The 25,441-nt window shown below is 66.1% G+C and carries 30 protein-coding genes; 26 read left to right on the top strand and 4 right to left on the bottom strand.

The window, feature by feature from the left end; genetic code table 11:
- Positions 1-87: 87 nt before the first annotated feature.
- Positions 88-1,344, top strand: a complete 1,257-nt coding sequence (locus ASD45_RS12980) for a phage major capsid protein (protein WP_156380830.1) — start codon at positions 88-90, stop codon at positions 1,342-1,344.
- A gap of 178 nt (positions 1,345-1,522) precedes the next feature.
- Here the strand turns inward: ASD45_RS12980 and ASD45_RS23485 are convergent, their stop codons facing one another.
- From ASD45_RS23485 to ASD45_RS12970, 3 genes are all read right to left on the bottom strand, one after another.
- The gene (locus tag ASD45_RS23485) at positions 1,523-1,738 is read right to left on the bottom strand and encodes a hypothetical protein (protein ID WP_156380829.1); all 216 of its coding nucleotides are present in this window, start codon (positions 1,736-1,738) and stop codon (positions 1,523-1,525) included.
- A gap of 48 nt (positions 1,739-1,786) precedes the next feature.
- A complete protein-coding gene (locus tag ASD45_RS12975) occupies positions 1,787-2,395 on the bottom strand; it encodes a DedA family protein (RefSeq protein ID WP_056911864.1) in 609 nt (202 codons plus the stop codon).
- A 152-nt stretch (positions 2,396-2,547) separates the two neighbouring features.
- Positions 2,548-3,306, bottom strand: a complete 759-nt coding sequence (locus tag ASD45_RS12970) for a trypsin-like serine protease (RefSeq protein WP_056911863.1) — start codon at positions 3,304-3,306, stop codon at positions 2,548-2,550.
- 52 nt (positions 3,307-3,358) lie between these two features.
- Between ASD45_RS12970 and ASD45_RS12965 the strand changes: the two genes are divergently transcribed.
- The 16 genes from ASD45_RS12965 to ASD45_RS12890 all read left to right on the top strand — a co-directional run bounded on the left by ASD45_RS12965 (position 3,359) and on the right by ASD45_RS12890 (position 15,703).
- Positions 3,359-3,925 (top strand): head-tail connector protein, encoded by a 567-nt coding sequence (locus tag ASD45_RS12965; RefSeq protein WP_056911862.1) that lies wholly within the window; start codon positions 3,359-3,361, stop codon positions 3,923-3,925.
- Positions 3,922-4,251: a phage head closure protein gene (locus tag ASD45_RS12960; RefSeq protein ID WP_056911861.1), complete on the top strand. Its 330-nt coding sequence runs from the start codon at positions 3,922-3,924 to the stop codon at positions 4,249-4,251. Before ASD45_RS12965 ends, ASD45_RS12960 begins: the two co-directional genes overlap by 4 nt.
- Before the next feature lie 11 nt (positions 4,252-4,262).
- Positions 4,263-4,673 (top strand): DUF3168 domain-containing protein, encoded by a 411-nt coding sequence (locus ASD45_RS12955; protein ID WP_056911860.1) that lies wholly within the window; start codon positions 4,263-4,265, stop codon positions 4,671-4,673.
- Between the two features lie 18 nt (positions 4,674-4,691).
- Positions 4,692-5,102: a phage major tail protein, TP901-1 family gene (locus ASD45_RS12950; RefSeq protein WP_056911859.1), complete on the top strand. Its 411-nt coding sequence runs from the start codon at positions 4,692-4,694 to the stop codon at positions 5,100-5,102.
- On the top strand, positions 5,102-5,416 hold the full coding sequence (locus tag ASD45_RS12945; protein ID WP_056911858.1) for a gene transfer agent family protein: 315 nt from the start codon (positions 5,102-5,104) through the stop codon (positions 5,414-5,416). Before ASD45_RS12950 ends, ASD45_RS12945 begins: the two co-directional genes overlap by 1 nt.
- On the top strand, positions 5,413-5,601 hold the full coding sequence (locus ASD45_RS12940) for a rcc01693 family protein (protein ID WP_056911857.1): 189 nt from the start codon (positions 5,413-5,415) through the stop codon (positions 5,599-5,601). Before ASD45_RS12945 ends, ASD45_RS12940 begins: the two co-directional genes overlap by 4 nt.
- A complete protein-coding gene (locus ASD45_RS12935; protein WP_156380828.1) occupies positions 5,591-6,157 on the top strand; it encodes a phage tail tape measure protein in 567 nt (188 codons plus the stop codon). The genes ASD45_RS12940 and ASD45_RS12935 overlap by 11 nt, the downstream gene beginning before the upstream one ends.
- Positions 6,158-6,160: 3 nt before the next feature.
- Positions 6,161-6,799: a DUF2460 domain-containing protein gene (locus tag ASD45_RS12930; RefSeq protein WP_056911856.1), complete on the top strand. Its 639-nt coding sequence runs from the start codon at positions 6,161-6,163 to the stop codon at positions 6,797-6,799.
- Positions 6,796-7,686, top strand: coding sequence for a DUF2163 domain-containing protein (locus tag ASD45_RS12925; protein WP_056911855.1), 891 nt, complete (start codon positions 6,796-6,798; stop codon positions 7,684-7,686). Before ASD45_RS12930 ends, ASD45_RS12925 begins: the two co-directional genes overlap by 4 nt.
- Positions 7,687-7,739: 53 nt before the next feature.
- Positions 7,740-8,168 (top strand): NlpC/P60 family protein, encoded by a 429-nt coding sequence (locus ASD45_RS12920; RefSeq protein ID WP_156380827.1) that lies wholly within the window; start codon positions 7,740-7,742, stop codon positions 8,166-8,168.
- On the top strand, positions 8,168-12,025 hold the full coding sequence (locus tag ASD45_RS12915) for a glycoside hydrolase/phage tail family protein (protein WP_056911853.1): 3,858 nt from the start codon (positions 8,168-8,170) through the stop codon (positions 12,023-12,025). The genes ASD45_RS12920 and ASD45_RS12915 overlap by 1 nt, the downstream gene beginning before the upstream one ends.
- A gap of 29 nt (positions 12,026-12,054) precedes the next feature.
- Entirely contained in the window at positions 12,055-13,506 is a 1,452-nt protein-coding gene (locus tag ASD45_RS12910) for a DUF2793 domain-containing protein (protein ID WP_056911852.1), read from the top strand.
- A gap of 57 nt (positions 13,507-13,563) precedes the next feature.
- A complete protein-coding gene (locus ASD45_RS12905) occupies positions 13,564-14,178 on the top strand; it encodes a glycosyl hydrolase 108 family protein (protein WP_244485348.1) in 615 nt (204 codons plus the stop codon).
- A 1-nt stretch (position 14,179) separates the two neighbouring features.
- On the top strand, positions 14,180-14,410 hold the full coding sequence (locus tag ASD45_RS12900) for a hypothetical protein (protein WP_056911850.1): 231 nt from the start codon (positions 14,180-14,182) through the stop codon (positions 14,408-14,410).
- Positions 14,410-14,814 carry a hypothetical protein gene (locus tag ASD45_RS12895; RefSeq protein ID WP_056911849.1) on the top strand — a complete coding sequence of 135 codons (405 nt, stop codon included), beginning with the start codon at positions 14,410-14,412 and terminating at the stop codon, positions 14,812-14,814. Before ASD45_RS12900 ends, ASD45_RS12895 begins: the two co-directional genes overlap by 1 nt.
- 295 nt (positions 14,815-15,109) lie before the next feature.
- The gene (locus ASD45_RS12890; RefSeq protein ID WP_056911848.1) at positions 15,110-15,703 is read left to right on the top strand and encodes a hypothetical protein; all 594 of its coding nucleotides are present in this window, start codon (positions 15,110-15,112) and stop codon (positions 15,701-15,703) included.
- On the opposite strand, the gene ASD45_RS23480 is transcribed toward ASD45_RS12890, so the two are convergent.
- Positions 15,642-16,307 (bottom strand): hypothetical protein, encoded by a 666-nt coding sequence (locus ASD45_RS23480; RefSeq protein ID WP_156380826.1) that lies wholly within the window; start codon positions 16,305-16,307, stop codon positions 15,642-15,644. The two genes, ASD45_RS12890 and ASD45_RS23480, sit on opposite strands and share 62 nt — an antisense overlap.
- 74 nt (positions 16,308-16,381) lie before the next feature.
- Between ASD45_RS23480 and ASD45_RS12880 the strand changes: the two genes are divergently transcribed.
- The 9 genes from ASD45_RS12880 (at position 16,382) to ASD45_RS12840 (ending at position 25,441) form a co-directional block, all read left to right on the top strand.
- Positions 16,382-17,062, top strand: a complete 681-nt coding sequence (locus tag ASD45_RS12880) for a nitroreductase (protein ID WP_056911846.1) — start codon at positions 16,382-16,384, stop codon at positions 17,060-17,062.
- Between the two features lie 52 nt (positions 17,063-17,114).
- Positions 17,115-17,477, top strand: a complete 363-nt coding sequence (locus tag ASD45_RS12875) for a hypothetical protein (protein WP_156380825.1) — start codon at positions 17,115-17,117, stop codon at positions 17,475-17,477.
- Positions 17,478-17,556: 79 nt separating this feature from the next.
- Complete coding sequence (locus ASD45_RS12870) at positions 17,557-18,219, top strand: response regulator transcription factor (RefSeq protein WP_056912764.1); 663 nt, start codon at positions 17,557-17,559, stop codon at positions 18,217-18,219.
- Positions 18,220-18,223: 4 nt separating this feature from the next.
- A complete protein-coding gene (locus tag ASD45_RS12865) occupies positions 18,224-19,594 on the top strand; it encodes a sensor histidine kinase (protein WP_056911844.1) in 1,371 nt (456 codons plus the stop codon).
- A gap of 113 nt (positions 19,595-19,707) precedes the next feature.
- Complete coding sequence (locus ASD45_RS12860; protein WP_056911843.1) at positions 19,708-20,199, top strand: RT0821/Lpp0805 family surface protein; 492 nt, start codon at positions 19,708-19,710, stop codon at positions 20,197-20,199.
- Between the two features lie 101 nt (positions 20,200-20,300).
- Positions 20,301-21,719 carry a hypothetical protein gene (locus ASD45_RS12855; protein WP_056911842.1) on the top strand — a complete coding sequence of 473 codons (1,419 nt, stop codon included), beginning with the start codon at positions 20,301-20,303 and terminating at the stop codon, positions 21,717-21,719.
- 118 nt (positions 21,720-21,837) lie between these two features.
- Complete coding sequence (gene ccmI, locus ASD45_RS12850) at positions 21,838-22,995, top strand: c-type cytochrome biogenesis protein CcmI (protein WP_056911841.1); 1,158 nt, start codon at positions 21,838-21,840, stop codon at positions 22,993-22,995.
- The gene (gene ccmE / locus ASD45_RS12845; RefSeq protein ID WP_056911840.1) at positions 22,992-23,465 is read left to right on the top strand and encodes a cytochrome c maturation protein CcmE; all 474 of its coding nucleotides are present in this window, start codon (positions 22,992-22,994) and stop codon (positions 23,463-23,465) included. The genes ccmI and ccmE overlap by 4 nt, the downstream gene beginning before the upstream one ends.
- The gene (locus tag ASD45_RS12840) at positions 23,462-25,441 is read left to right on the top strand and encodes a heme lyase CcmF/NrfE family subunit (protein ID WP_056911839.1); all 1,980 of its coding nucleotides are present in this window, start codon (positions 23,462-23,464) and stop codon (positions 25,439-25,441) included. Before ccmE ends, ASD45_RS12840 begins: the two co-directional genes overlap by 4 nt.

Below are 25,441 nucleotides of genomic sequence, written 5' to 3'. Positions count from 1 at the left end.
CGCGATTAATTCACAACCGAAAACACGCGCGAACGCTCCGAACGCGATCGCAAGCCGTGCTGATGACCTTTCAACAGGAGAAGCTCCATGGATACGACCGAAACGACCACGCTCGAGACCAAATCGGGCATCCCGCTCGATGCGGTGGTGACGCATGCCGAGATGATGCGCGCCTTCGAGGCCTTCAAGGAGGCCAATGACGAGCGGCTGGCGCTCGAACAGAAGCGCGCCGGTGACGGCCTGATCGACGACAAGCTGTCGCGCATCAACGCCGCGATCGACGCCCAGGCGCGGCGGCTCGACGACATCACGCTGAAGGCGGCGCGGCCGGCATTCGGCGGCGAGGCGAAGGCGCAGCGTTCGGCCCGTGCGCTGGAGCACAAGCAGGCCTTCGACGCCTATATGCGCGGCGGCGACGCCGCGGGCCTCGCCGCGCTCGAGATGAAGGCGATGTCGGTCGGCTCCAATGCCGACGGCGGCTATACCGTGCCGGACGAGATCGAGACCGAGATCGGCAAGCGGCTGACCGCGATCTCGCCGATCCGGTCCATCGCCGGCGTGCGCACCATCTCCGGCAATGTCTACAAGAAGCCGTTCATGACGTCGGGCCCCGCGGTCGGCTGGGTCGGCGAGACCGATGCGCGCACGCAGACGGCGTCGCCGACGCTCGACCAGCTGTCGTTCCCGGCGATGGAGCTCTACGCCCAGCCGGCGGCGACGGCGATGCTGCTCGAAGACTCGGCGGTGAACATCGACCAGTGGCTGGCGCAGGAAGTCGAGGCCGTGTTCGCCGCGCAGGAGGGCACGGCGTTCGTGACCGGCGACGGCTCCAACAAGCCGAAGGGCTTCCTGAACTACACCACGGTCGCGAACGGCTCCTGGAGCTGGGGCAATGTCGGCACCATCGCCTCCGGCGGCGCCGGCGCTTTTGCCAGCTCGAATCCGTCCGACGCGCTGATCGATCTGATCTATGCGCTGAAAGCCGGCTACCGGCAGAACGCCAGCTTCGTCATGAACCGCAAGACGCAATCGGCGGTGCGGAAACTCAAAGACACGACCGGGCAGTATCTGTGGCAGCCGCCGGCGGTCGCGGGCGGCCGCGCCTCGCTGATGACGTTCCCGGTGGTCGAAGCCGAGGACATGCCGGACATCGCGGCGGGTTCGCTGTCGATCGCGTTCGGCGATTTCGGCCGCGGCTATCTGATCGTCGATCGCGCCGGCGTCTCGGTGCTGCGCGATCCCTATTCGGCGAAGCCCTACGTGCTGTTCTACACGACCAAGCGCGTCGGCGGCGGCATCCAGGACTTCGACGCCATCAAGCTGATGAAGTTCGCGGCGAGCTGATTTCGACCGGTCTCATGGTGAGGAGCGCGCGAAGGTGCGCGTCTCGAACCGCCGGAAGTCGGCTATAGCCGACTTCCGCAGGCCGAACGCCGATATCGGGCAAGCCCGATATCGGTGGGCCGCCCATCCTTCGAGACGCGGCCTATGGCCGCTACTCATGATGAGGGCGGAAAGAATGTCACGCCAGGATATCGAGCAACTGACCGATGCCGTCGGTCTGCGCCTTCAGCGTCTGTGCGTTGGCGGCGAACGAGGCCTGCGAGGTGACCATCTTGGCGAGTTCTTCGGCCATGGCGCCGCCGTCGCTCGAATTGGCGATGCGCATGGCGGAGGCCTGCATCTGCGCGGATGCCGCCATCATGCCGGAGATCGAAACTGCACCGACCGAACTCATGCGCGCAGGCTAGGGCCGGCGCCGTTAATCCGGGGTTGGCGGGCGCGGTTAACGGCGGGTTAATTCGTTGTCGCGCTCGATGGTCTGCTCGAGTTTCCGGCTCAGGAACCACGACAGGCCGAGGAAGATGACGAGCATGCCGATGCCGAGACCGGACGAGGCGTCGTTCATCATCTTTTCCGAGACCTGGCCGAAGGCGTAACCGGTGGCGACCACCACGCCGGCCCACAGCCCGGCGGCGACGAAATTGAGGGCCAGGAATGTCGGCCAGGTCAGCTTCGAAAGGCCGTAGGCGAAGGCGGCGGCGCCGCGGATGCCGTGCGGATAACGATGGAACAGAACCATCAGCACGGCGTGCTTGTCGGTGAGGCGTGCCGCGATGGTGACCAGACGTTCGACGCGCGGCCAGGACCGGAACAGCCGCGCGCCATAGCGGCGGCCGAGATAGAAGCGCACCGCGTCGCCGACGAAGCTGCCGAACCAGAATACGCCGACGAGCTTGCCGACGCTGAGCGCGCCGGCATGCGCGGCATAGCCGGCGAACAGGCCGAGCAACAGGCTGTGCGAGGTGGCATAGGCGAACAGCAGCGAATAAACCGCCTCGCCGTTCTGGCGGATGATGTCGAGAAAGGATGTCAGGTCGGTCGGGAACAGCATGAGCGCTCGTTCAAATGAGCGCGGACCCTAGCGGTTTCGCGCGGCAGCCGGACTGCGGCGAAGTGTCTTTCCGGTTTTCCTGGAACTGGGCCGTTTTGGCTGGTCGCAATTCCGGACGGAAAACCGGCGGCCCCTTTACCTGGAATTGCTCGTTACGGCGACAGCGGCGAGCCGAGCGCGGTCGCGGTGGTCACGATCCAGTCGCGGTAGTTGATGAGCGGCGTCAGGCCTGTGAGGCCGCCGCAGCCTTCCTCGCTCTTCGGCGCAGTGGACCAGCTGACGATGCCGATGATCTGGCCGCTGTCGTTCGCTCCGGCGCCGTCGAAGGCGGGCGCGCCGCTGTCGCCGGTGCAGCCGCCGAGGCCGGGGCGTTCGTTCTTCGTCGCCGGATCCTGCAAGCGGATTTGCAGGCTGCCCGGCGTGCCGGTGACGGCGAGGCTCGCCATGCGCGGCACGGCAAGGCCATGCGCGGTGCCGGCCTGCGTGACGCCGAAGCCGGCGATCGCAAGCGTCTCGCCGACCTCAACGCGGCGCGGCGCGGCGAGCACCGCCGGCATGACGATGTCGGGCAGGGGGCTCTTGAGCTTGATCAGCGCGACGTCGGCGGTGGCCCGGCTCGCCTTGTAGTTCGCCATGTTGAACCCCGGATGGCGACGGATCTTGTCGACGTCGGCCGTGGCGCCGTTCTGAAAGACGCGCACGCGATAGGTCGCCGGGATGACGACACAATGCGCCGCGGTGAGCACGAGATCGCGCGTCAGCGCAGTGGCGGTGCAGAGATCGCCGCGGTTGTCGATCAGCATCACGATCGGCCGTGCCGCGAAGCCCGACGCCGGCGGCGCATTGCCGCTGATGGCGAAAGCCGGCGTGGCGGCGAGTGAGACGAGCAGACCTGTGACGGCGAGGCGCATGCGGCAGGCATCAGCCTTGCGCCCGCGCGAATGTCAACATCAAAGGAATTCCATGTCCTCCATCCTTCTCACCGCGCCCGCGGTCGAGCCGCTGTCGCTCGCCGAGGCCAAGGCTTTTCTGCGCGTCGAGCACAATGACGATGACGACGTCATTGGCAGCCTGATCGCCAGCGCGCGCATTCATGTCGAGGCGCAGACGCGGCGCGCCTTGATTACGCAAGGCTGGCGGCTGACACGCGACGCCTGGCCGGCGGCCGGCCGGCTGAACGTCGTGCCCGCGCCGCTCAAGGCGCTGACCGCGGTGCGGGTCTATGACGGCGGCGGCAACGCCGCGAGCCTCGACTTGCAGAGCTTCGTCGTCGATACGGCGGGCAGTGCGATCGCCTTCGCGCCTTGGGCGGTGGCGCAACCGGGCCGCAGCGTCGCCGGCATCGAGCTCGACATCACCGCGGGCTACGGCGACGCCGCCGGCGACGTGCCGGAGGCGCTGCGCCAGGCGGTGCGGCTGCTCGTCGCGCACTGGTACGAGAACCGCGGCCTCGCCACGCCCGGCGCCGTCACGGTGCTGCCGGCGACGGTGGCGGCGCTGATCGCGCCATACCGGATGCTGTCGCTATGAGCGCGTCCTTCGACATCGGCGCGCTCGATCGCCGCCTCGTCCTGCAGGCGCCGGTCGAGACCGACGACGGCGCCGGCGGCGTCACGCGCACATACGACTCTGTCGCCACCATCTGGGCCAGCGTGACGCCGCTCAGCGGCCGCACCGACATCGCCGCCGACAGCCGCGGCGCGAGTTTGCGGGTGCGCATTGTCATGCGGTTCCGAGAGGGCGTGACGACGCGGCATCGCATCGTCGACGGGGCGCACGTCTACGCGATCGTCGCGGTGCGCGAGATCACCGGCCGCCGCTTTCTCGAGATCGACGCTGAAGAACGGCAAGACTGAGGACATCTGACATGACGACGCCTGCTTCCGCGGCGCTGCGTGCGGCCGTGCACGATGCGCTTTCGGCCGATGCCGCGCTGTTGAGCGCGCTGGGTGGCGCGAAGATCTATGACGAGCCGCCGCGCGCCGCGGCATTTCCCTATGTCACGCTCGGCGAGGCGCGCATTGCCGACTATTCGACCGGCGATGCCAGCGGGCAGGAGCATCAACTCACGCTGCACGCCTGGTCGCGCCAGGGCGGCCACAAGGAGGCGCACGTCATCGCCGGCGCGCTGCTGCAGGCGCTCGACGACGCGCCGCTGGCGCTGACCGATTATCGCCTCGTCAATCTTCGCTTCGCCGTCGCCGATGTGCGGCGCGAGGCCGACGGCCGCACCTATCACGCGCTGGTGCGTTTCCGCGCCGTTACCGAGCCCGTGTAATTCAGAAAGGACATTGAGATGACCGCCCAGAAAGGCAAGGACCTGCTGATCAAGATCGCCGACGGTGCGAGTTTCATCACCGTCGCCGGGCTACGCACGCGGCGGCTCGCCTTCAACGCCGAGGCCGTCGATGTGACCCATGCCGAGAGCGCCAACCGCTGGCGCGAGTTGCTGGACGGCGCCGGCGTCAAGCGCGCGTCGCTATCGGGTCGCGGCCTGTTCAAGGACGCCGCGACCGATGAATTGATGCGGCAAACCTTCTTTGACGGCGCGGTGAAGAATTACCAGGTCGTCATTCCGGCCTTCGGCGCCGTCACGGGACCGTTCCAGATCACCAACCTCGAATTCGCCGGCGAGCACAATGGTGAGGTCACATATGACGTCGCCATGGAGTCGGCCGGCGAGGTGACATTTACGGTGGCCGCGTGATGGCCAACAAATACCGCGGTGAGATCGAGGCCGAGCTCGGCAGCATCAAGCGAACTCTGGTGCTGACGCTCGGGGCGCTGGCCGAGTTGGAAAGTGCTTTCGGCGCCGACGATCTGGTGGCGCTGACGGAGCGCATCGGCTCGGGGCGGCTGAAGGCGCTCGATCTCATCCGCATCATCGGCGCCGGCCTGCGCGGCGCCGGCGAGGCGATCGGCGACGACGAGGTCGGCCGGCTCGCCGTTGACGGCGGCGCGCAGGGTTACGTGCGTATCGCCGCGGCGCTGATTGCCGCGACGTTCGGCGACGAGCCGTGAAGCCGTTTCCGTGGCGCGAGGCGATGGGCTTCGGGCTCGGCGTGCTGAAACTCCCGCCCGAACAGTTCTGGCGCATGACGCCGCGCGAACTGGCTTATGCCATCGAGGCGGTGATCGGGCGACGCGCGCCGCTCGACCGCGATGGCTTTGCCGCATTGATGAAGAGTTATCCCGATGAGCGATAGTTACGGTTTTGACAGCGATGTTGCGGGGGTCATAGCGGGCGACCTGCAAACCACGATCGACAAGACGACCGGCAGCACCAATGCGCTCGGCGTCAGCATCCGGCAATTCGCGTCGTTGATGACGCGGGCCTTCGGCCAGGCGGTGACCGGCGCCAAGCAGTTCGACGACGTGCTGAAGAACGTCGCGCTCAGCCTGTCGAAGCTCGCGGTGCAGAACGCGCTCAAGCCGCTGGGCAAGATTTTTTCCGGCGGGCTCAAGGATCAAGAGAGCGACGTGATGAACATCACGCCGTTCGCCACGGGCGGCGTCATCGGTACGCCGAGTTATTTTCCGATGGCGGGTGGGCTGGGTCTCGCCGGCGAGGCGGGGCCGGAAGCGATCATGCCGCTGTCGCGCGGGCCAGATGGCCGGCTCGGCATCGCTGGCGGCGGTTCATCGGCTGCGAACGTCACCGTGCACATCGCAACGCCGGACGCCGACAGCTTCCGCCGCTCGGAAGCCTATCTCACCGGGCAGATCGCGCGCGCGGTGGCGCGTGGACAACGGAGTCTGTGAGCGATGGCCGCATTTCACGAGGTGCTGTTTCCGCTCGACATCGCGCTCAAGAGCGCCGGCGGGCCGGAGCGGCGCACCGATGTGGTGACGCTCGGCTCCGGCCGCGAGGAGCGCAACGCGCGCTGGGCGCACTCGCGGCGGCGCTACGATGCCGGCTATGGCGTGAAAACGCATCAGGCGCTGTCGCAGGCCATCGAGTTTTTCGAGGAGCGCCGCGGCCGGCTTTGCGGCTTTCGCTGGCGCGACCGGCTCGATCATTCTTCCGCCGCGCCCGGCGGCGATGTGAGTGCGACGGACCAGGCGATCGGCACCGGCGACGGCACCACCGCGAGCTTCGCGCTGGTGAAGGCCTATGGCGGCATCTACGCGCCGTATCAACGCCGGATCGAGAAGCCGGTGAGCGGCAGCGTCCGCGTCGCGGTCGCCGGCGTCGAAGCGGATGGCACCTCGTTCACGGTCGATGGCACCACCGGCATTGTCAGCTTCGCCGCCGGACACATTCCGGCGAGCGGGCAGGGCGTCACCGCCGGCTTTCTGTTCGATGTGCCGGTGCGGTTCGATACCGATTATCTCGAGGTCGATCTGTCGGCCTTCGCCGCCGGCGCGATCCCGAAGATTCCACTGATCGAGATCAAGCCATGAGAAGCATTCCCTCGGCGCTTCAAGTGAAACTCGACAGCGGCGTCACGACGCTGTGCCGCTGCTGGACCGTGACGCGGCGTGACGGCGTTGAGCAGGGTTTCACCGATCACGACGACGATGTCGTGCTCGGCGCGGTGACGTGCCGCGCCGGCACCGGCCTCGACGGCAGCGAGGTAACGGCCAAGCACGGCATGGCCGTCGATACGTCGGACATGTCGGGCGCGCTGAGCGCCGATACGCTGAACGAGGACGATCTCGCCGCCGGGCTTTATGATTCGGCCGCGATCGAGCTCTGGCTGGTCGACTGGAGCGAGCCGGATTTGCGCGTGCTGCTCGCCAAGGGGACGCTGGGCGAAGTGAAGCGCGATGGCACCGCCTTCGTCGCCGAGCTGCGTGGCCTCAGTCAGGCCCTCGCTGAGGAAAGCGGGCGGCTCTACAGCACCACCTGCGGCGCCGATCTCGGCGACAGCAAGTGCCGCGTCGATCTGTCGTCGCCGGCGCATCGCGGCAGCGGCGCGGTTGTTGCGGTGACGGCGACGTCGAGCTTCACCGCAAGCGGCCTCGATACTTATGCCGACGGCTGGTTTACCGCCGGCAAGCTCACATTCACCAGCGGCGCCAATGCCGGGCTGGCGATGGAAGTGAAGGCGCATCGTACCGGCGTCGGCGTCAGCATCGATCTGTGGCAGGCGATGGCATATCCGATCGAAGCCGGCGACAGCTTCATCGTGACGGCGGGCTGCGACAAGCGCCTGACCACCTGTCACGACCGCTTCAACAACATCGTCAACTTCCGCGGCTTCCCCCACATCCCGGGCAACGACTTCGTGCTGCGCTATCCGGTCGCCGGGGAGCCGGGGAACGATGGATCAAGCCTTCAAGCCTAGCCGTCATTCGATCCCGGCCCTTTGGGCTGCCCGGAATGACGAGGACGATTACCATGACCCGCCAAGACATCATCAGCGAAGCGCGGAGCTGGATCGGCACGCCGTATCGGCACCAGGCCTCGCTCAAGGGCGTCGGCTGCGATTGCCTCGGCCTGATCCGCGGCGTGTGGCGCAACGTCATCGGCGACGAGCCGGAGCGCGCGCCGCCTTATGCGCCGGACTGGGCCGAGGCCGCGCGCGGCGAGCCGCTTGCGGAGGCGGCGGCGCGGCATCTTCAGCCGATCGCCTGCACGCAATTCGCACCCGGCGACGTGCTGCTGTTCCGCTGGCGCGAGCAACTGGCGGCGAAGCATCTGGCCATCGTCAGCGCGCCGCATCTCATGGTGCACGCGCATGACGGCGCCTGCGTCGCCGAAGTGGCGCTGGCGCCGTGGTGGCGCCGCCGCATTGCCTATGCCTTCCGGTTTCCGGGACTAGAATAATGGCCGCTCTTCTTCTTTCCACCGCCGGCGCGGCGGCGGGCCAATCGCTGTTCGGTTCGACCGGCGCGATCCTCGGCCGCGTCGCCGGCGCGCTTGGCGGCAGCCTGATCGACCAGGCGTTGTTCGGCGGTCGCGAGCGCAGCGTTACCGGGCCGCGTTTGTCGGATCTCACGGTGATGGCCTCGACCGACGGCGCGCCGATCCCGCGCGTCTATGGCCGCGCCCGGCTCGCCGGCCAGGTGATCTGGGCCACCAGCCTCGAAGAAGTAGTGACCACGAGCAGCCAGACCAGCGGCGGCAGCGGCAAGGGCATGGGCTCATCGCGCGTCACGACCAACGAGACGACCTATTCCTACTTCGCCAATCTCGCGCTCGGCCTGTGCGACGGCGAGATCAGCGCGGTGCGCCGCGTCTGGGCCGACGGCAAGCCGCTCGATCTCACCGGCATCGTGATGCGCGTCTATCGCGGCGACGAGACGCAGACGCCCGACCCGCTGATCGTCGCCAAGGAAGGGCAGGCGCCGGCCTATCGCGGGCTGGCCTATGTCGTGTTCGAACGGCTGCCGCTCGCCGAATTCGGCAACCGCATTCCGCAATTGTCGTTCGAGGTGGTGCGCGCCATCGGCAAGCTCGAGACGATGACGCGCGCGGTGACCTTGATCCCCGGCTCGACCGAGTTCGGCTATGAACCCTCGACGGTCGTGCAGGTGGTGGGGCCGGGGCAATTCGCGCCCGAAAACCGTCATGTCGGCTTTGCCGGCTCCGACCTGATCGCCGCGCTCGACGACCTGCAGTCGATCGCGCCGCGGCTCGAACGCGTCGCCGTCGTCGTTGCCTGGTTCGGCGACGATTTGCGCTGCGGTCAGTGCCGCGTGCGGCCGGGCGTCGATAACACCGTCAAGCAGACGCAGGGCGCGACGTGGTCGGTCGCCGGCGTCGATCGCGCCTCCGCCTATGTGGTGTCGCAGATCGATGGCCGCGCCGCTTATGGCGGCACGCCGTCAGACCAGAGCGTCGTCGATCTGATCGCGCATCTGAAAGCCCGCGGGCTGAAGGTGACGCTCTATCCGTTCCTGATGATGGATATCGCCGCCGGCAATGCACGGACCAATCCGTATACCGGCGCGGCATCGCAACCGCTGTATCCCTGGCGCGGCCGCATCACCTGCGATCCGGCGCCGGGCGTTGCCGGGACGGCGGACGGCAGCGCCGCGGCGGCAGCGCAGGTGAACGCCTTCTTCAGTGGCGGGCCCGATGGCTGGAATTATCGCAGCATGATCCTGCATTACGCCAACCTCGCCATGACCGCCGGCGGCGTCGATGGTTTCCTGATCGGATCGGAACTGGCGGCGCTGACGCGGGTGCGCTCGGCAAGCGGCGTTTATCCCGCGGTCAATGCGCTCGTCGCGCTCGCCACCGAAGCAAAGGCGATCCTCGGCGGCGGCACCAAGGTGACCTACGGCGCCGACTGGACCGAATATGGCGCACATGTCGTCGATGGCGCGGCGAGCGAAGTGCGCTTTCCGCTCGACCCGTTGTGGGCGTCGCCGTCGATCGACTGCATCGGTATCGATTATTACGCGCCGCTCACCGACTGGCGCGACGACGCCGAAGCGCTCGACCGCGCCCTCACCGACAATATCTACCGCACCGATTATCTGGCCAGCCGCCTCAACGCCGGCGAAGCCTATGACTGGTTCTACGCCGGCGATGCCGCGCGCGCCGCGCAATCGCGCAGCACCATTACCGACGGGCTCGGCAAGCCGTGGGTGTTCCGGCCAAAGGACATCTGGAATTTCTGGTCGCAGCCGCACTACGAGCGTGTCGGCGGCGTCGAACGGGGCAGCCCGACCGCCTGGATGCCGCAATCGAAACCGATCTGGTTGACTGAGCTTGGCTGCCCTGCGGTGGACAAGGGCAGCAATGCGCCGAACGTGTTTCCCGATCCGAAGTCGTCGGAAAGCGCGCTGCCGCCTTTTTCCAGCGGCCAGCGGGACGATCTCATGCAGCGCCGCTTTCTCGAGGCGGTGCTCGGCGCCTTCGATCCGGCCTTCGGCGACGCCGCGCTCAATCCGGTATCCGGCGTCTATGGCGGCCGCATGATCGCGCCCGACACTATTCACCTGTGGACCTGGGACGCGCGGCCTTATCCGGTGTTTCCGGCGGCGAGCGACGTCTGGGGCGATGCCGCGAACTGGCAGACCGGCCACTGGCTGACCGGCCGGTTCGGCAGCGCGCCGCTCGATGCGCTGATCGCGACTGTGCTCGCCGACAGCGGCATCGACAATGCCGACAGCAGCGATCTGGGCGAGGGACCGGAAGGCTATGTCGTCGACCGGCCGATGGCGCCGCGCGCCATGCTCGATCCGCTGGCGCTTGCCTTCACCTTCGATGCGATCGAGCAGGACGGCACGCTGACCTTCCGCCAGCGCGGCGGCCGGCCGGTTGTCGAATTGAACGAAGACGACCTGGTGCTGCCGGACAATGCTGCGCCGGCGCAGCTGACGCGGGCGCAGGAGAGCGACCTGGCGCGCGCGGTGTCGCTGTCCTACACCGACATCGCGACCGACTATCAGCGCGCCACCGCGGCGTCGCGGCGGCTGGTCACCGGTTCGGCGCGCGCCTCGCAGGCCGACGTCGCGATGATCTGCGACGACGCGCTGGCGGCGCGGCGCGCCGATATCTGGCTGCAGGATCTCTGGGCGACGCGCGAAAACGCGAACTTTGCGCTGCCGCCGAGCCGGTTGTCGCTGATGCCCGGCGACGTCGCGGCGCTGACGGTCAATGGCCGGCGGCGGCTGATCGAGATCGCGGAAGTGTCCGACACCGAACAGCGCGCGATGCGCGCGCGCTCGATCGATCCGGATGTGTTCAATGTCGCGCTCAAGCCGCCGGCGCGGCGATCCATTGCCGTGCCGGCGCCGGTCGGGCCACCGCTGGCGCTGGCGCTCGACCTGCCGACACTGACCGCCGAGAGCCCGGCGGTGCTGTCGCGCCTTGCGGTGTTTGCTTCGCCGTGGCCCGGCGCGGTCGCAGTGTGGTCGTCGCAGGATGGCGCCAGCTACTCGCGCACGGCGCTCGCCGCCGCGCCGTGTGTGGTTGGGGAGACTCTCGATGACTTGCCGCAAGGGGCGACGGCGCGCTGGCATCGTGCCTCCGTGCGCGTGAAGGTCCACAGCGGCGCGCTGTCGTCGGCCTCCGATCTGACCGTGTTCGCCGGCGGCAACGCCGCAGCATTGCGCCATGCCGACGGGCAGTGGGAGGTGATCCAGTTCGCCTCCGCCGAGCTCATCGGCGAACGCACCTATCTCCTGTCGAAGCTCTTGCGCGGTCAGGCCGGCAGCGAGCCATCGATGACGCTGCTGCTCGCGGCCGGCGCGCCGTTCGTGCTCCTCGATGGTCACGCTGTCACGATCGCGAGCGGTACCGCCGCGCTGGAGCGGCCGCTGCAACTGCGAGTCGTCGCCGCCGGCCGCGATACCGCGGACACGGCCGCGCTGGCACTCGACGTCACGCCGCAAGCGACCGCGTTGAGGCCGCTGGCGCCGGTGCATCTGCGCGCAGTGCGCGATGGCGCCGGCGTGACGATCCGCTGGATCCGGCGCACGCGCATCGACGGCGACGGCTGGAGCGGCGAGGTGCCGCTCGGCGAGGACAGCGAGGCTTACGCCATCGACATCCTCGCCGGCACGACGGTGGTGCGCACGTTGTCGAGCCCGACATCTTCCGTGCTCTATGCGGCCGCCGACGAGCTTGCCGACTTCGGCGTCGCGCAAACGAACCTGACGGTGCGGGTCGCCCAACTGTCGGCGACGGTCGGGCGCGGCTTTGCCGCGAGCGCGAGCTTGCGCGTCTGACGCGTCGTTCCTCAATCAACGGATAGCCCATGACCGATACAGCCAATCTCGGCTTGCCTTGCATCGAAGGCAGCCAGGCGCAGAAGCACGTCACCCACAACGAGGCGCTGCGCATCCTCGACACCTTGGTGCAACTCGCGGTGCAGGATCGCGATCTCACAGCGCCGCCGGCAACGCCGGCGGAAGGCGAGCGCTGGATCGTCAAGACCGGTGCGACCGGCGCCTGGGCCGGGCGCGACCACGCGATTGCGGCGTGGCAAGACGGCGCCTGGCTGTTCAGCGCGGCGCGGGCGGGGTGGCTTTGCTACGTGATCGACGAGGGCGCGCTGCTGGCGTTTGACGGCGGCGCGTGGGCCGACGCGATGACGACGCTCACTTCGCTCAACAATATGGCGTTGCTCGGCATCGGCACGACGGCGGATTCCGGCAACCCGCTGAGCGCAAAGCTCAACAACGCGCTGTTCGCCGCCAGGCCCGTCGCGGGCGGCGGCGACGGCAATCTGCGCTACAAGCTCAGCAAGGAAAGCGCGGCCAACACGCTGTCGTTGCTGCTCCAGGACAATTACTCCGGCCGCGCCGAGATCGGCCTGACCGGTGATGACAATCTGCATTTTAAAGTCAGCGCCGACGGCGCGACCTGGCGCGAGGGCATTGTCATCGATCGGACGACCGGCGCGGTATCGCTCCCCAATACGGTGGTGACCGGGGGCCGCGAGGTCCTGACCGCCAACCGCACCTATTATGTGCGCACGGATGGCTCAGACGCGAACAATGGCCTCGCCAATACCTCGGCCGGCGCATTCGCGACTATTCAGAAGGCTATCGACGTCGCCGCCGCTCTGGACCTCGCCACCTATTCAGTGACCATCCAGGTCGGCGCCGGCACCTGGACAGCGGGCAATACGCTGAAATCCTACGTCGGCGAAGGACCGATCATCCTTCTCGGCGACGAGACGACGCCATCGAATGTGACGATCAATCCGACGCTGGCCAACTGCTTCAATGCGGACGGCGTGCGTGGGCTGTGGGAAATACGCGGCTTCAAGTTCACCACCACGAGCGCGGGAGCCGCATTCAGCTTCGTGAATGTCAGCGCAAAATTCCGGAGTTGCGAGTTCGGGGCGATGGCGGGCGGCTCACCGCACATGATCGTGCGAGGCAAGGCGTTTGTCGTATCGAACGGCAGTTACGCGATTAGTGGGGGCGCCAAGTCTCATATCGATCTGCAGCAGGCCGGTATCTTCCTGTTCGGGGGCGGTACGACAGTCACATTAAGTAGCGTTCCGGCATTTGACTCGGCCTTTGTTACTGCCAAGCAGGCGTCGCTGGTGCAGGCATCCGGAGTGACCTTTTCGGGTTCGGCCACAGGCGCCCGTTACGGTCTCAGCTCCAACAGCGTCGTTGATACGGGCGGCGCCGGCGCGACCTACCTGCCGGGCAATACCGCTGGCAGTGCAGCGACAGGCGCACAGTACAATTGATGTTCAGTTTATTGCGGAGCGCAATGAGCGATGACGAACTCGAATTTCGAACCCGCCTTGGCTCGCCTGCTCCGGCATGAGGGCGGCTACAGCAATCATCCGTCGGATCCTGGCGGGCCAACCAATTTCGGCATCACGATCGCCGACTACCGAAAATACGTGAAGCGCGAGGCGACCGCGGCCGACGTCAAGGCAATGCGCGTCGAGGATGCCAAGGCGATCTATCGCGCGCGTTACTGGAACGCCATGCGCTGCGACGATCTGCCGGCCGGCGTCGATTACGCCGTATTCGACTACGGCGTGAACTCCGGGATCGGCCGCGGCGGCAAGGTGTTGCGCCGGGTACTTGGGCTTGACGATGCCATAAGCAGCGTCAGCGATGATGTCGTCGCTGCCGCACGCGGCGCCAACGCCGCAAAGCTTGTCGGTGCGATTTGCGACGAACGACTGCGATTTCTGAAGTCGCTGAAAAGCTGGAATGTGTTCGGCAACGGCTGGGGCCGGCGCGTCGCCGAGGTGAGGGTGGTCGGCGTGGCGATGGCGTCAGCGCCGCCGGCGACGGCAGCGCCGCCACCGCCGCCCACTATGCCGCATCGACCCGAACAGCCCGCCGCGTGCGGGCTTTTTCATGTGCTGATCTCGGCGTTGCACGCAACATTGAAGAGGACATGACATGTTGCCGAAAATCAAAGCCTCCTTCCGGCATTCCCTCACCATTCTGTGGGCCCGCGTCGTCGCTCTCCTCGGCCTGTTGCTGGCCGTCGGCGAACAGGTGCTGCAGGATCCGAACGTGGCGTCGGCCGTGCAGACGGCGCTGCAACCGAAATACGTACCGTATTACGTGATCGCCATCGGCCTCATCACCGAGCTGGCGCGGCGGCGCACCGCGGGGACGCGCGGGTGATGCTGTCCACGGTTCTTGCCTGGCTCGGCAATCTCATCGGCGGCCCCTTCGTCAAGGCGGCGCTCGACGCCTATCGCGCCAGGCTCTCGGCCGAGAACACCTCGGAGAAAATCGTCGCCGATCTCGCCGCTCGCGAACTCGATGTCGCGGCGCGCGAGCGCGAATTGGCGACGCAGCTCGTGATCGTCGAGCAGGGGCGCTGGTATACGGCGTTGCCACGTCCGCTCTTTGCCGGCGCCTTCATCATCTACACGTGGAAAGTGGTGGTCTGGGACAAAGTCTTCGGGCTCGGCGTCACCGATCCGCTCGGCGGCGACGTCGCGCAATGGGCGATGATCGTGCTTACCGCCTATTTCGGCGGTCGCAGCCTGGAGAAGGTGGCGAAGATCCTGGCGAGGAAGTAACGGCGGGCTTTGGGCCGGCGAAGCCTGTGTTGGCATTTAACGAGGACTCTTTCATGCGACAGCGTGCGCAACCAACCGATTTGATGGTGCCGGTCACGCGGGCGCAACTCAGTCTCCTTGAATCCGCGTGTGCCCGATGGATGATAAAATATCGGCCTGATCAGGCTCGCGTACCCGCGGGCTCGCGGGAGGGCGGACAGTGGACCGGGGAGGCGACTTCGGGCAAACGATGAGACCAGCGCGGGATGGCGGGAGTCTGAGCAGCAGTGAGAACCCCCGCAACGTGGATGTTACGATGGATGAAACCGACACGCGCCAGCATCCAGCCGGCGCGTTCGACCTTGAATTTGTGGGTTCGCGGACCAGCGTAACTATCGACTATTCGCGAGCGCTGACTGGCATTTCGACGATTGACGATACAACAAAGAAGCTCAGCGAGACGCTGAGCGATACGATGGCTCGGGTCGAAATTGTCCCGGAGTGGGCGCCTTCGGTCTATGGAACGGCCGTTCATGTCGACTTCGCTGCCCAAGTCAGACGGCAGGGGCTACGGGGCATCGAAGTTGAACAAAGTTTCTTCGATTTGAAGCCCGGCGGCTACGGTCAATTTGGTAGCGTTCGTACAGATGTCCTTCTTCGTAATGACGTAGGCGATATCATCGCTATTTATGACGTCAAGACGGGTGGCGCCGCTCTAACGCCGAGTCGAGTGCGGGAGCTACGAGAGAAGACGAATGTCGGCATGGGGGTACCCATCATTGAATTGCAGGTCATTCGCGGCGCGACAATCAAGAGTCGTCGCGTTCGAATGAGAAATATCGGTCGTGTTATGGCCTTGCTATGGAATCCAGTTCATCGAGGCAGTGTGAGTCGGGCGGTAGGCGCATGAGCCGGCGCCGCCGAGCAATGTTTGCGACGACGGCGAGCCGAAAATCTATAGGTCTGTCGAGGAGTGTCGCAAGTCTCAATGCGTTTTCTTTTGCCTCAGTCCGCCAGATACTTCCTGCCGCATTCCATATTGCAATCTGCTTGAAGTGTTCGCGTGCAGCTGCGGTGTTGCCGACGAGAGCGTGGACGATAGCGGCATCGAGATGATCCCAGAAGTCTGGCTTACGCGTGGCGCTGACTTGTATATGGTTGAGAATGTCATCAAACGATCTGAATCTCTCTCTGACTCTTTGGACCTCGACAGCCGCTGTTGCTGCAAGCTCGGCTATCAAGGGAGTGAATTGCTCAGCCGTTTCAAAGGGGATGAATGAGCCGGCGCGGTATGAATACTGGTAACCGTGCGTTATGGCCCAAAGCCACGCGACGTGGATATTGAGGTAGCTACCCTTGGACCATCCGCTTGGCTGAAATTCGACGTTTATCGCCCAATATCGGTGGTCGTCTTGCCAGATGCGGGACTGGCCGCGGCGAAGGCAGCCGAGCGGCGCCAGGGCCGCCTTTGCCGCCGAGGCTATGATGCGTCCATGTTCGCTCGCCTTGGCCATGTGCCTCCTCTTGGTGATGGCCTTGCGTCTTGCGCGATCAGCACCATTATAGCGGACTTCTCGCGGGGACCATTATGGACATCTTCGACGCCGTTTCGTCTCGTTACTCCTGCCGTGCCTTTCTGCCGAAAGCTGTGCCCGAAGCCGTCGTCCGCGACATCGTCGAGCGCGCGGCGCGGGCGCCGTCGGCCGGCAACATGCAGCCCTGGCGCGTCTATGCGCTGGCGGGTAAGCGGGTCGAGGCGTTGAAGGCGCAGTTGCGGCCGCGCATGGCGAGCGAATTGCCCAAAGGCGAGGGCGTCGAATACGTCATCTATCCCCAGCCGATGGCCGAGCCCTATCGCGGGCGCAGCTTCACCGTCGGCGAATTGCTGTATCAATCGATCGGCGTACCGCGTGAGGACAAGCCGGCGCGCTACAAACAATACGCGCGCAACTACGAATTCTTCGGCGCGCCGGTGGCGCTGTTCTTCGCCCGCGAGAAGGATCACGGCGCCGCGCAATGGGCCGATATCGGCGGCTATCTGCAAACCGTCGCGCTGCTCGCCCGCGGCCACGGCCTGCACACCTGCCCGCAGCAGGCCTGGGTGTCATTTCATACCACCGTGCGCGCCTTCCTCGATCTCCCCGATCACCTCATGATTTATTCCGGCATGGCGCTGGGTTATGAAGACCCGGCGGCGCCGATCAACCAGTGGCGCGCGCCTCGCGCTGCGCTTGAGGACTTCGCCGTCTTTGACGGCTTCGAGAGTTGAACGGGGTTCCTCGTTCAGCCAGCGTTCACCGGCGCGCCGCTAGAGTCTCACCATGCCGGTCTCCCGCATAACCGCCGCATTAATTGTGCTCGCCGTAAGCGCCATTCCCGCTGTCTTGCCGGGTATGGCATCTGTGTCCTATGCCGCCGACCGGGCGACGCGGGCCTGCTTGACCAAGGCCGAGCAGCGCGAAGCCATTGCGACCCACAGGGCGATACCTCTGGCCGCGGCGATCCGCGCGATGCGGGCCCGCGGCCACCACGGCGAGGTGGTGCGCGCCAGCCTGTGCCGGCGCGACGACAGGCTGATCTACGAACTGACCGTGCTCGCCCGCAGCGGCAAGGTGATCCGCGCCAAGATCGACGCTGCCGACGGCCGGGCCCTGACCGCGGTTACCCCGCCCGCAAGACCCTGAAAAAGGCCCATTTCTCCGCGAGATGCCGCTCGCCCGATTTCGGGTAAGATCGCCACAGATTCTGCCGGAGAAGAATGCCTTGCGCTTGCTTGTCGTCGAAGACGACCCCGATCTCAATCGCCAGCTGACCACCGCCCTGACCGACGCCGGTTACGTGGTGGACCGCGCCTTCGACGGCGAGGAAGGTCATCATCTCGGCGATACCGAACCCTATGACGCGGTGATCCTTGATATTGGCCTGCCGAAGATGGACGGGATTTCCGTGCTCGAGGCCTGGCGGCGCAACGGCCGCATCATGCCGGTGCTGATGCTGACCGCGCGCGACCGCTGGAGCGACAAGGTGCAGGGCTTCGACGCCGGCGCCGACGATTATGTCGCCAAGCCGTTTCATCTCGAGGAAGTGCTGGCGCGGCTGCGCGCGCTTCTGCGCCGCGCCGTCGGTCACGCCAAGAGCGAATTCGAATGCGGGCCGGTCCGCCTCGATTCGCGAACCGGGCGCGTCACGGTGACCGGCAATCCGGTGAAGCTGACGAGCCACGAATACCGGCTGCTCGCCTATCTCATGCATCACAATGGTCGCGTGGTGTCACGCACCGAACTGGTCGAGCATCTCTACGATCAGGACTTCGACCGCGATTCCAACACCATCGAGGTGTTTGTCGGCCGCATCCGCAAGAAGCTCGGCGTCGATATCATTCAGACGGTGCGCGGGCTTGGCTACATGCTCGCCGCGCCGGATTGATTCGATGCGCGCCAATTCGCTCGCGCTGCGTCTGTTCGTCTCGGCGACTGCCTGGGCGGTAATCATCCTGCTCATTACCGGCATCGTGCTCTCCTCGCTCTACCGTCAGGCGGTCGAGCGGTCGTTCGACCGCCGGCTCGGCGTCTATCTGCGCACTCTGGTGGCCGACGTTGCCGCGCCGGAGGAAGACAAGAGCCCGCAGGCGCTGGGCGAGCCTTTATTCGAGTTGCCGCTGTCCGGCTGGTACTGGCAGATCACCAGGCTCGATCCCGGCAAGCCGGACTTGCGCGCATCGCGCTCGCTGTGGGACGGCGGCTTGCCGCATCTGGAAGATCAAGGCGTGGCGCCGGCACCGGATGGTTCGCGGCAGGGCTATGTCACAGGCCCGGAGGATCAGAAGCTTCGACTGGTCGAGCGCAACATCGACCTCGGCGACGAGGGCCGTTATCTCGTGGCTGTCGCCGGCGATGCCGCCGAGATCACCGATGAGATTCGCGCCTTCGATCAGGCGCTCATGGCGACCTTCTCCATTCTCGCCGCGGTGTTGTTGCTGACCACCATGTTCCAGGTGCGTTTCGGTCTGGCACCGCTCAAGCGTATCACCGACAGCCTCACGGCGATCCGCTCCGGCAATGCCGAGCGGCTGACCGGCGACTTCCCGGTCGAGATCGCGCCGCTGGCGCGCGAGACCAATGCGCTGATCGACTCCAACAAGGAGATCGTCGAGCGCGCGCGCACCCATGTCGGCAATCTCGCGCATGCGCTGAAGACGCCGCTGTCGGTGATCGTCAACGAAGCTGCATCGCGGCCCGGCGATCCGCTTGCGTCCAAGGTGCAGGAGCAGGCGGCGATCATGCGCGACCAGGTGGCGCGGCATCTCGAGCGGGCGCGCATCGCAGCGCGTGCGTCCGTGGTTGGCTCGGTGACCGAGGTCGCGCCGGTGGTCGAGGCACTGGCCCGCACCATGGAGAAGATTCACCGCGACCGCGGCATCACCGTCGACGTCAAGCTGCCGGACGCTATCCGATTTCGCGGCGAGCGTGCGGATCTCGAAGAAATGCTCGGCAACCTGGTCGACAATGCCTGCAAGTGGGCGACCTCGCGCGTCGCCATCGAGGTGCTGCGCGAGCGGCGCGACCTCGACAGCGGCGAGCAGGTGGTGCGGCTGACTGTCGATGACGACGGCCCCGGCCTGTCGCCGGCCGAACGCGAGCAGGTGGCGTTGCGCGGCCGCAGGCTGGATGAGACCAAGCCCGGCTCGGGTCTCGGCCTGTCGATCGTGGTCGAATTGGCCGCCCTCTATGGCGGCGAACTTAAGCTGGGAGCGGCGCCGATCGGCGGCCTGCGGGCCGAACTGGTGCTGCCGGCGGCCTGATTCCGGGGTATTCGTCGGACTTTTGCCCCAATTGTTGCCCTTCGATAGGATATGAGTTCCGCCAGCCGAACGGCGGCTTTTGCATTGTTTTAATCGACCAACCGGGGGTCCTGATGTCCGCACTGAAGATGATTGCCAGCGCCGCGCTCGGCCTGTCGCTTGCCGGCTGCGCCGGCAGCTCCGACGGATCGGGTCCGGGCCCGCGCGAAAACACCGGCACCCTTCTGGGTGCGGGCGGCGGTGCGCTGCTTGGCGCGGCTGTCGCCGGCGGCGGCACCGGCAACCGTCTGGCGGGGGCGGCCGTCGGCGGTCTGCTCGGCGGCCTGATCGGCAACCGCATCGGCGCCTCGCTCGACGAGCAGGATCGCGAGCGGGCTTACGCGGCGCAGATGGATGCGTTGGAGCGCGGCCCGTCGGGGGCGCCGGTGACCTGGAAGAATCCGGACTCCGGTCGTTACGGCACGATCGTCCCGGGCCCGGCCTATGTCGATCGCGGCCACAACTGCCGGTCCTACACCCATACCATCTATATCGATGGCCAGCCGCAGACCGCCCGCGGCACCGCCTGCCGTAACCCCGACGGCACCTGGACCCCGCTGACCTGAGCGGCGTCCGCATGTCGCGCTCCGGCGCGACATGCTTAAAGGGTTCTTAACGGCCCCCGCGCTATCAAACCCACTTATTCACTAGGTGGGCAAAGCCGGCGATGGCGGGCGCCGACACAATTGAGCGTCTTCAAAGCTACTTGCGCGAGTTGCCATCGCAGGCGCGCGCGATGCTGCTGCGCGAGTTCGAGCGTAGCCTGTTGCGCGGCGAAGACCTCGGCGCCTCCGAACTCGTGCTGCAAGAGCTGAGGCGTATCGCCCGCGAACAGCAGTCCGGGCCGCCGCGCATTGGCCATAGCGCGCGGTTGTTCTTCAAACCGCTCGAGCCGTTCCTCGTCGACGATCTCGGCCAGCATCGCCACCCCGGCCGCATCGCGCGCGGATCGCTCGATCCCATTTGGACATGGATCGGGCGCGATCTCCTGCCGCGCGATTCCGCCGAGATGGACGACATGATCAGCACCGCCCTGCAGGCCGGTGATGAGGAAAAGGCGCAATATCTCGTCCGCACGTTCCAGGACCGCGTCGCGGTGGCGCTGGCGGACAATCTGCGCTCGGCTTCGGTCGACGAAACGACGCGCCGGCGCATGATGGCGCAGATCGGCACCCAGCGGGCCCAGGAAGATGCCGAGACATTGCGTTGCGTGCTTAAAGCGCGCGACGGCCTGAACGCGATGGCGGCACGATTGCCGTTGCAGGTCGGCAATCTCGCCAGCAAGCAACTCGACGAATACAAGGCGCTGATCGAAAAGACCGGCGCACCGGGCACGGAACTCTTCCTCTATTCGCTGCTGACTGTACGCAGCCGACTGGCCGCGCCGTGGCAATTGATCCGCTTTGGCGTCAAGGCTGCCGGCAGCGATACGGCGGCGCGCGTCGCCGAGACGCCGTACGGTGTATCGGTCAACATTGTGCTCTCAGAACTCGAGCGTCAGGTGCTCGAACTGCGCGACGATCTGCGCAGCGGGCGAGGGATAGCGACCGGCGCGCTGCTCAAGACCATCCACGATTCCGCTCGCGGCTTGCGCACCGAACTCGATATGCCAATCGACAGCTCCTGGGGCCGCGCCCTGTCGGGGCTGCGCGCACAGATCGGCGACACGCTGCGCGCCGAAATCGAGTCGATGCCGGGCCGCGTCCGCCGTCTACTGCGCATCCGCCCGGCAGCCAATATCAGCCCGCAATTGCGCATCGATCCGCAGGAAGCGGCAGAGACTGAGGCGCTTGTCGCCTTCGTCGGCACCTGCCGTCATTTCGCCAGCGAGCTGGCCATCAATGAAATGACGCAGCGGACCTATTCCGAGTTGCAGCAATTCCTCGACAACAACATGAACAGCCTGCTCGACGCCTTGCGCCAGTCCGGCCCGGCCGAGCGCGGCTTCCGCAAGTCGCAGGTCGATGTCGCGGTCTCCCTGAGCGGCATCGTTTTCGGCAAGGATTACGCTACCCAGTTCGCCAAGGCCGCCGAGGTGGCCGCTGCCGTGTCCGAAGCCGCGGAACCGAGGGCCAAGAGCGCCTGATTTCGGCGTTTTCGCTGTCGCGGCGGTTGATTTTGCTCATTGCCGCCATCATCGCGGCTGATGTATCCCCTCGGTGTGGCCCGGTTCCCCGCGGCCGCCAAGGTGGATCCAATCTTCCATGAGCCTTTGGCTTGCATTTGCGCTGATGACGGCGGCGGCTATTTTCGCCGTGCTGTGGCCGCTGGGCCGGCGCAAGGCTGCCGCTGGCGGCAGCGACATCGCGGTCTACCGCGATCAACTCGACGAAATCGTCCGCGACCGCGCCGAGGGCCGGATCGGCGAAGCCGAGGCCGAGGCGGCCAAGATCGAAGTCTCGCGTCGGCTGATCGCGGCGGCTGACGCGGCGGAAACTCGGCAAGGGGCTGCGCCCACCGCGGATACCGCCGCGCCCTGGCGGCGCCGGATCGCCGCACTGGTCGGTCTCATCCTGTTACCGATCGGCGCGAGCGCGCTGTACATGGTTCTCGGGTCGCCGCAACTGCCGGGCCAGCCACTGGCGGCGCGCATGGCCTCGGTGCAGCAGGACCGCTCCATCCAAACACTGGTGGCGCAGGTTGAGTCTCACCTCGAGCGTAATCCGAACGACGCGCGTGGCTACGAAGTCATTGCGCCGGTCTATCTGCGCATGGGGCGCTTTGCCGACGCCGTCAATGCGCGGCGCAAGGTGATCGCGCTCGCCGGGGAAAGCTCCGAGCGTCAATCCGATCTCGGCGAAGCGCTGGCCGCGCAGGGCAATGGCGTGGTGACCGTCGACGCCAAAGCCGCGTTCGAACGCGCCATCGCGCTCGATCCCAAGAACATCAAGGCTCTGTTCTTCATCGGCATCGCCGCCGAGCAGGACGGCGATCGTCACAAGGCCGCAGCGATCTTTACGACGATGTTGAGAGATGCGCCGACCGATGCGCCCTGGGTGCCGGTGGTGCGCGAAGCGCTGACCCGCGTCGGCGGTACGCCGCCGGCGACTGCCGCGGCACCATCGGCGCCGTCGACGGAGCAGCCGGGCCCGAGCGCGGCCGATGTTTCCGCCGCCGGGCAGATGAGCGAAAAGGACCGCGGCGACATGATCCGCGGCATGGTGGCGCGCCTTGCCGACCGCCTGAAGGAAAACGGCGATGATCTCGCTGGTTGGCAGCGTCTGCTGCGCGCCTATATGGTCCTGGGAGAGCGCGACAAGGCGAAGAGCGCGGCAGACGACGCCCGTAAGGCGCTGGCCACCGATCCTGGCAAATTGCGACAGATCGACGACATGATCAAAAGCTTGGGATTACAGGGATGACCCGCAAGCAGCGACGCCTCACGCTCATTGGCGGCAGCCTTGCGGTGCTTGGCGTTGCGGCGGCGCTGGTGCTATTCGCCCTCAAGGATTCCATCGTCTTCTTCAATTCGCCGACCGACGTGGTTGAGAAGCAACTCGCGCCCGGCACGCGCATTCGCATCGGCGGCCTGGTCGAACCGGGCAGCCTGAAGAAGGGCGACAATCTGCAGGTGTCTTTCAAGGTGACCGACGGCGCGCATGAGGTCAGCGTGCGCTATCAGGGCATCGTGCCGGATCTGTTCCGCGAAGGGCAGGGCGTCGTCGCCGAGGGCAAGCTCGAAGCGGGCGGACTGCTCGCCGCGGACACGGTGCTTGCCAAGCATGACGAGCGCTATATGCCGCGAGAAGTGGTGGACGCCTTGAAGAAGAGCGGACGCTGGCAGGAAGGCGAAATGAACGCCGATGCCCACGTGGTCGGGAAGAAGCCATGATTCCGGAAATCGGCCATTACGCCTTGGTGCTCGCGCTCGGGCTCGCGCTCATTCAGGCGACGGTGCCGCTGTATGGGTCGATCAGGCGTGACGCGTCGTTGATGCAGCTCGCCAGTTCGACGGCGGTGATGCAGTTCATTTTCGTCGCCGGTTCGTTCGCGGCGCTGACGGCCTGTTACGTGACGTCGGATTTCTCGGTCGCCAATGTGTTCGAGAATTCGCACTCGATGATGCCGTTGATCTACAAATTCACCAGTGTCTGGGGCAATCACGAAGGCTCGATGCTGCTGTGGGTGCTGATCCTGGCCTTGTTCGGCGCCTCGGTCGCGGTGTTCGGCAACAATCTGCCGGTGACGCTGAAGGCCAATGTCCTGGCGGTACAGGGCTGGATCGCTTGTTCGTTTTATTTCTTCATCTTGCTCACATCGAACCCGTTTCTGCGGCTCGCGCAGCCGCCACTCGAAGGCCGCGACCTTAACCCGATCCTGCAGGACCCCGGCCTCGCCATCCATCCGCCGCTCTTATATCTCGGCTATGTCGGCTTCTCGATCGCGTTCTCGTTTGCCATCGCCGCGCTGATCGAGGGCCGTATCGATGCCGCCTGGGCGCGCTGGGTTCGGCCGTGGACCTTGGCCGCCTGGATGTTCCTGACCGTCGGCATCGCCATGGGCTCGTACTGGGCCTATTACGAACTCGGCTGGGGCGGCTTCTGGTTCTGGGACCCGGTGGAAAACGCCTCGCTGATGCCGTGGCTCGCCGGTACGGCGCTGTTGCATTCCGCGGTGGTGATGGAAAAGCGCAATGCGCTGAAGGTCTGGACGATCCTGCTCGCGATCCTCGCCTTTTCGCTGTCGCTGATCGGTACCTTCCTGGTGCGCTCCGGCGTGCTCACCTCCGTGCATTCGTTCGCCGAAGATCCGCGGCGCGGCGTCTTCATCCTCGGCATTCTGGTGCTGTTCATCGGCGGCGGTCTGTCGCTGTTCGCGTGGCGCGCGCCGCTGCTGCGCCAGGGCGGACTATTCGCCCCAGTGTCGCGCGAAGGCGCGCTGGTCTTCAATAATCTGTTCCTGACCACGGCCTGCCTGACCGTGTTCGTCGGTACGCTTTATCCGCTGGCGCTCGAGGCATTGAACGGCGAGAAGATTTCGGTCGGCGCGCCGTTCTTCAATCTCACCTTCGCGCCGCTGTTCATTCCGCTGATGATCGCCATGCCGTTCGGCGGCCTGCTGGCCTGGAAGCGGGGCAACCTGCTCGGCGTGGCGCAGCGGCTGATGGTGGCTTTCGCCGCCGGCATCGTCGCAATTGCCATCACATTCGCGGCCGCGGGCGTCGAGCACGTGCTGGCGCCGTTCGGCATCGGCCTTGCTTTCTTCGTCATTGTCGGCGCGCTGATCGATCTGGCCGAGCGCATCGCCCTGTTCCGCGCGCCGCTGGCGACGTCCTGGTCGCGCGCACTGGGCCTGCCGCGCTCAGCCTGGGGTACCGCCATCGCTCACGCCGGCGTGGCATTGACGCTGATCGGCATCACCTGTGCCTCGACCTGGGGCACCGAACGCATCGTCGCGTTGAAAGAGGGGCAGACCGTCACGCTCTCCGGCTACGCGCTGACCTTCGACGGCATGGTGCAGCGCGCCGGGCCGAACTTCCGCGTTCTCGCCGGAAAATTCACGCTGCGGCAAGGCGGCGAGGTCGTCGGCATCATGGAGCCGTCGAAGCGCACCTTCGGCGCCCGCGGCATGACGACTACTGAAGCCGCGCTGCTGTCGCAAGGCGCCAGCCAGCTCTATCTCTCGCTCGGCGACGTCAATGGCGATGGTTCGGCGGCGATCCGTTTTTATTACAAGCCGCTGGTGCTGCTGATCTGGCTCGGCGCCGTGGTGATGGCATTCGGCGGCGCGCTGTCGCTGTCCGACCGCCGCCTGCGCGTCGGCGCGCCCAAACCGGCGGCCAAGCCCGCCCTGCAACCGGCGGAGTAG

Origin of the sequence: Pseudolabrys sp. Root1462 (assembly GCF_001426945.1) — a bacterium.
Taxonomy (GTDB): Bacteria; Pseudomonadota; Alphaproteobacteria; order Rhizobiales; family Xanthobacteraceae; genus Pseudolabrys.
Note: the sequence above shows the minus strand (reverse complement) of the source record. Positions and strands in the feature narration are given on the sequence as shown.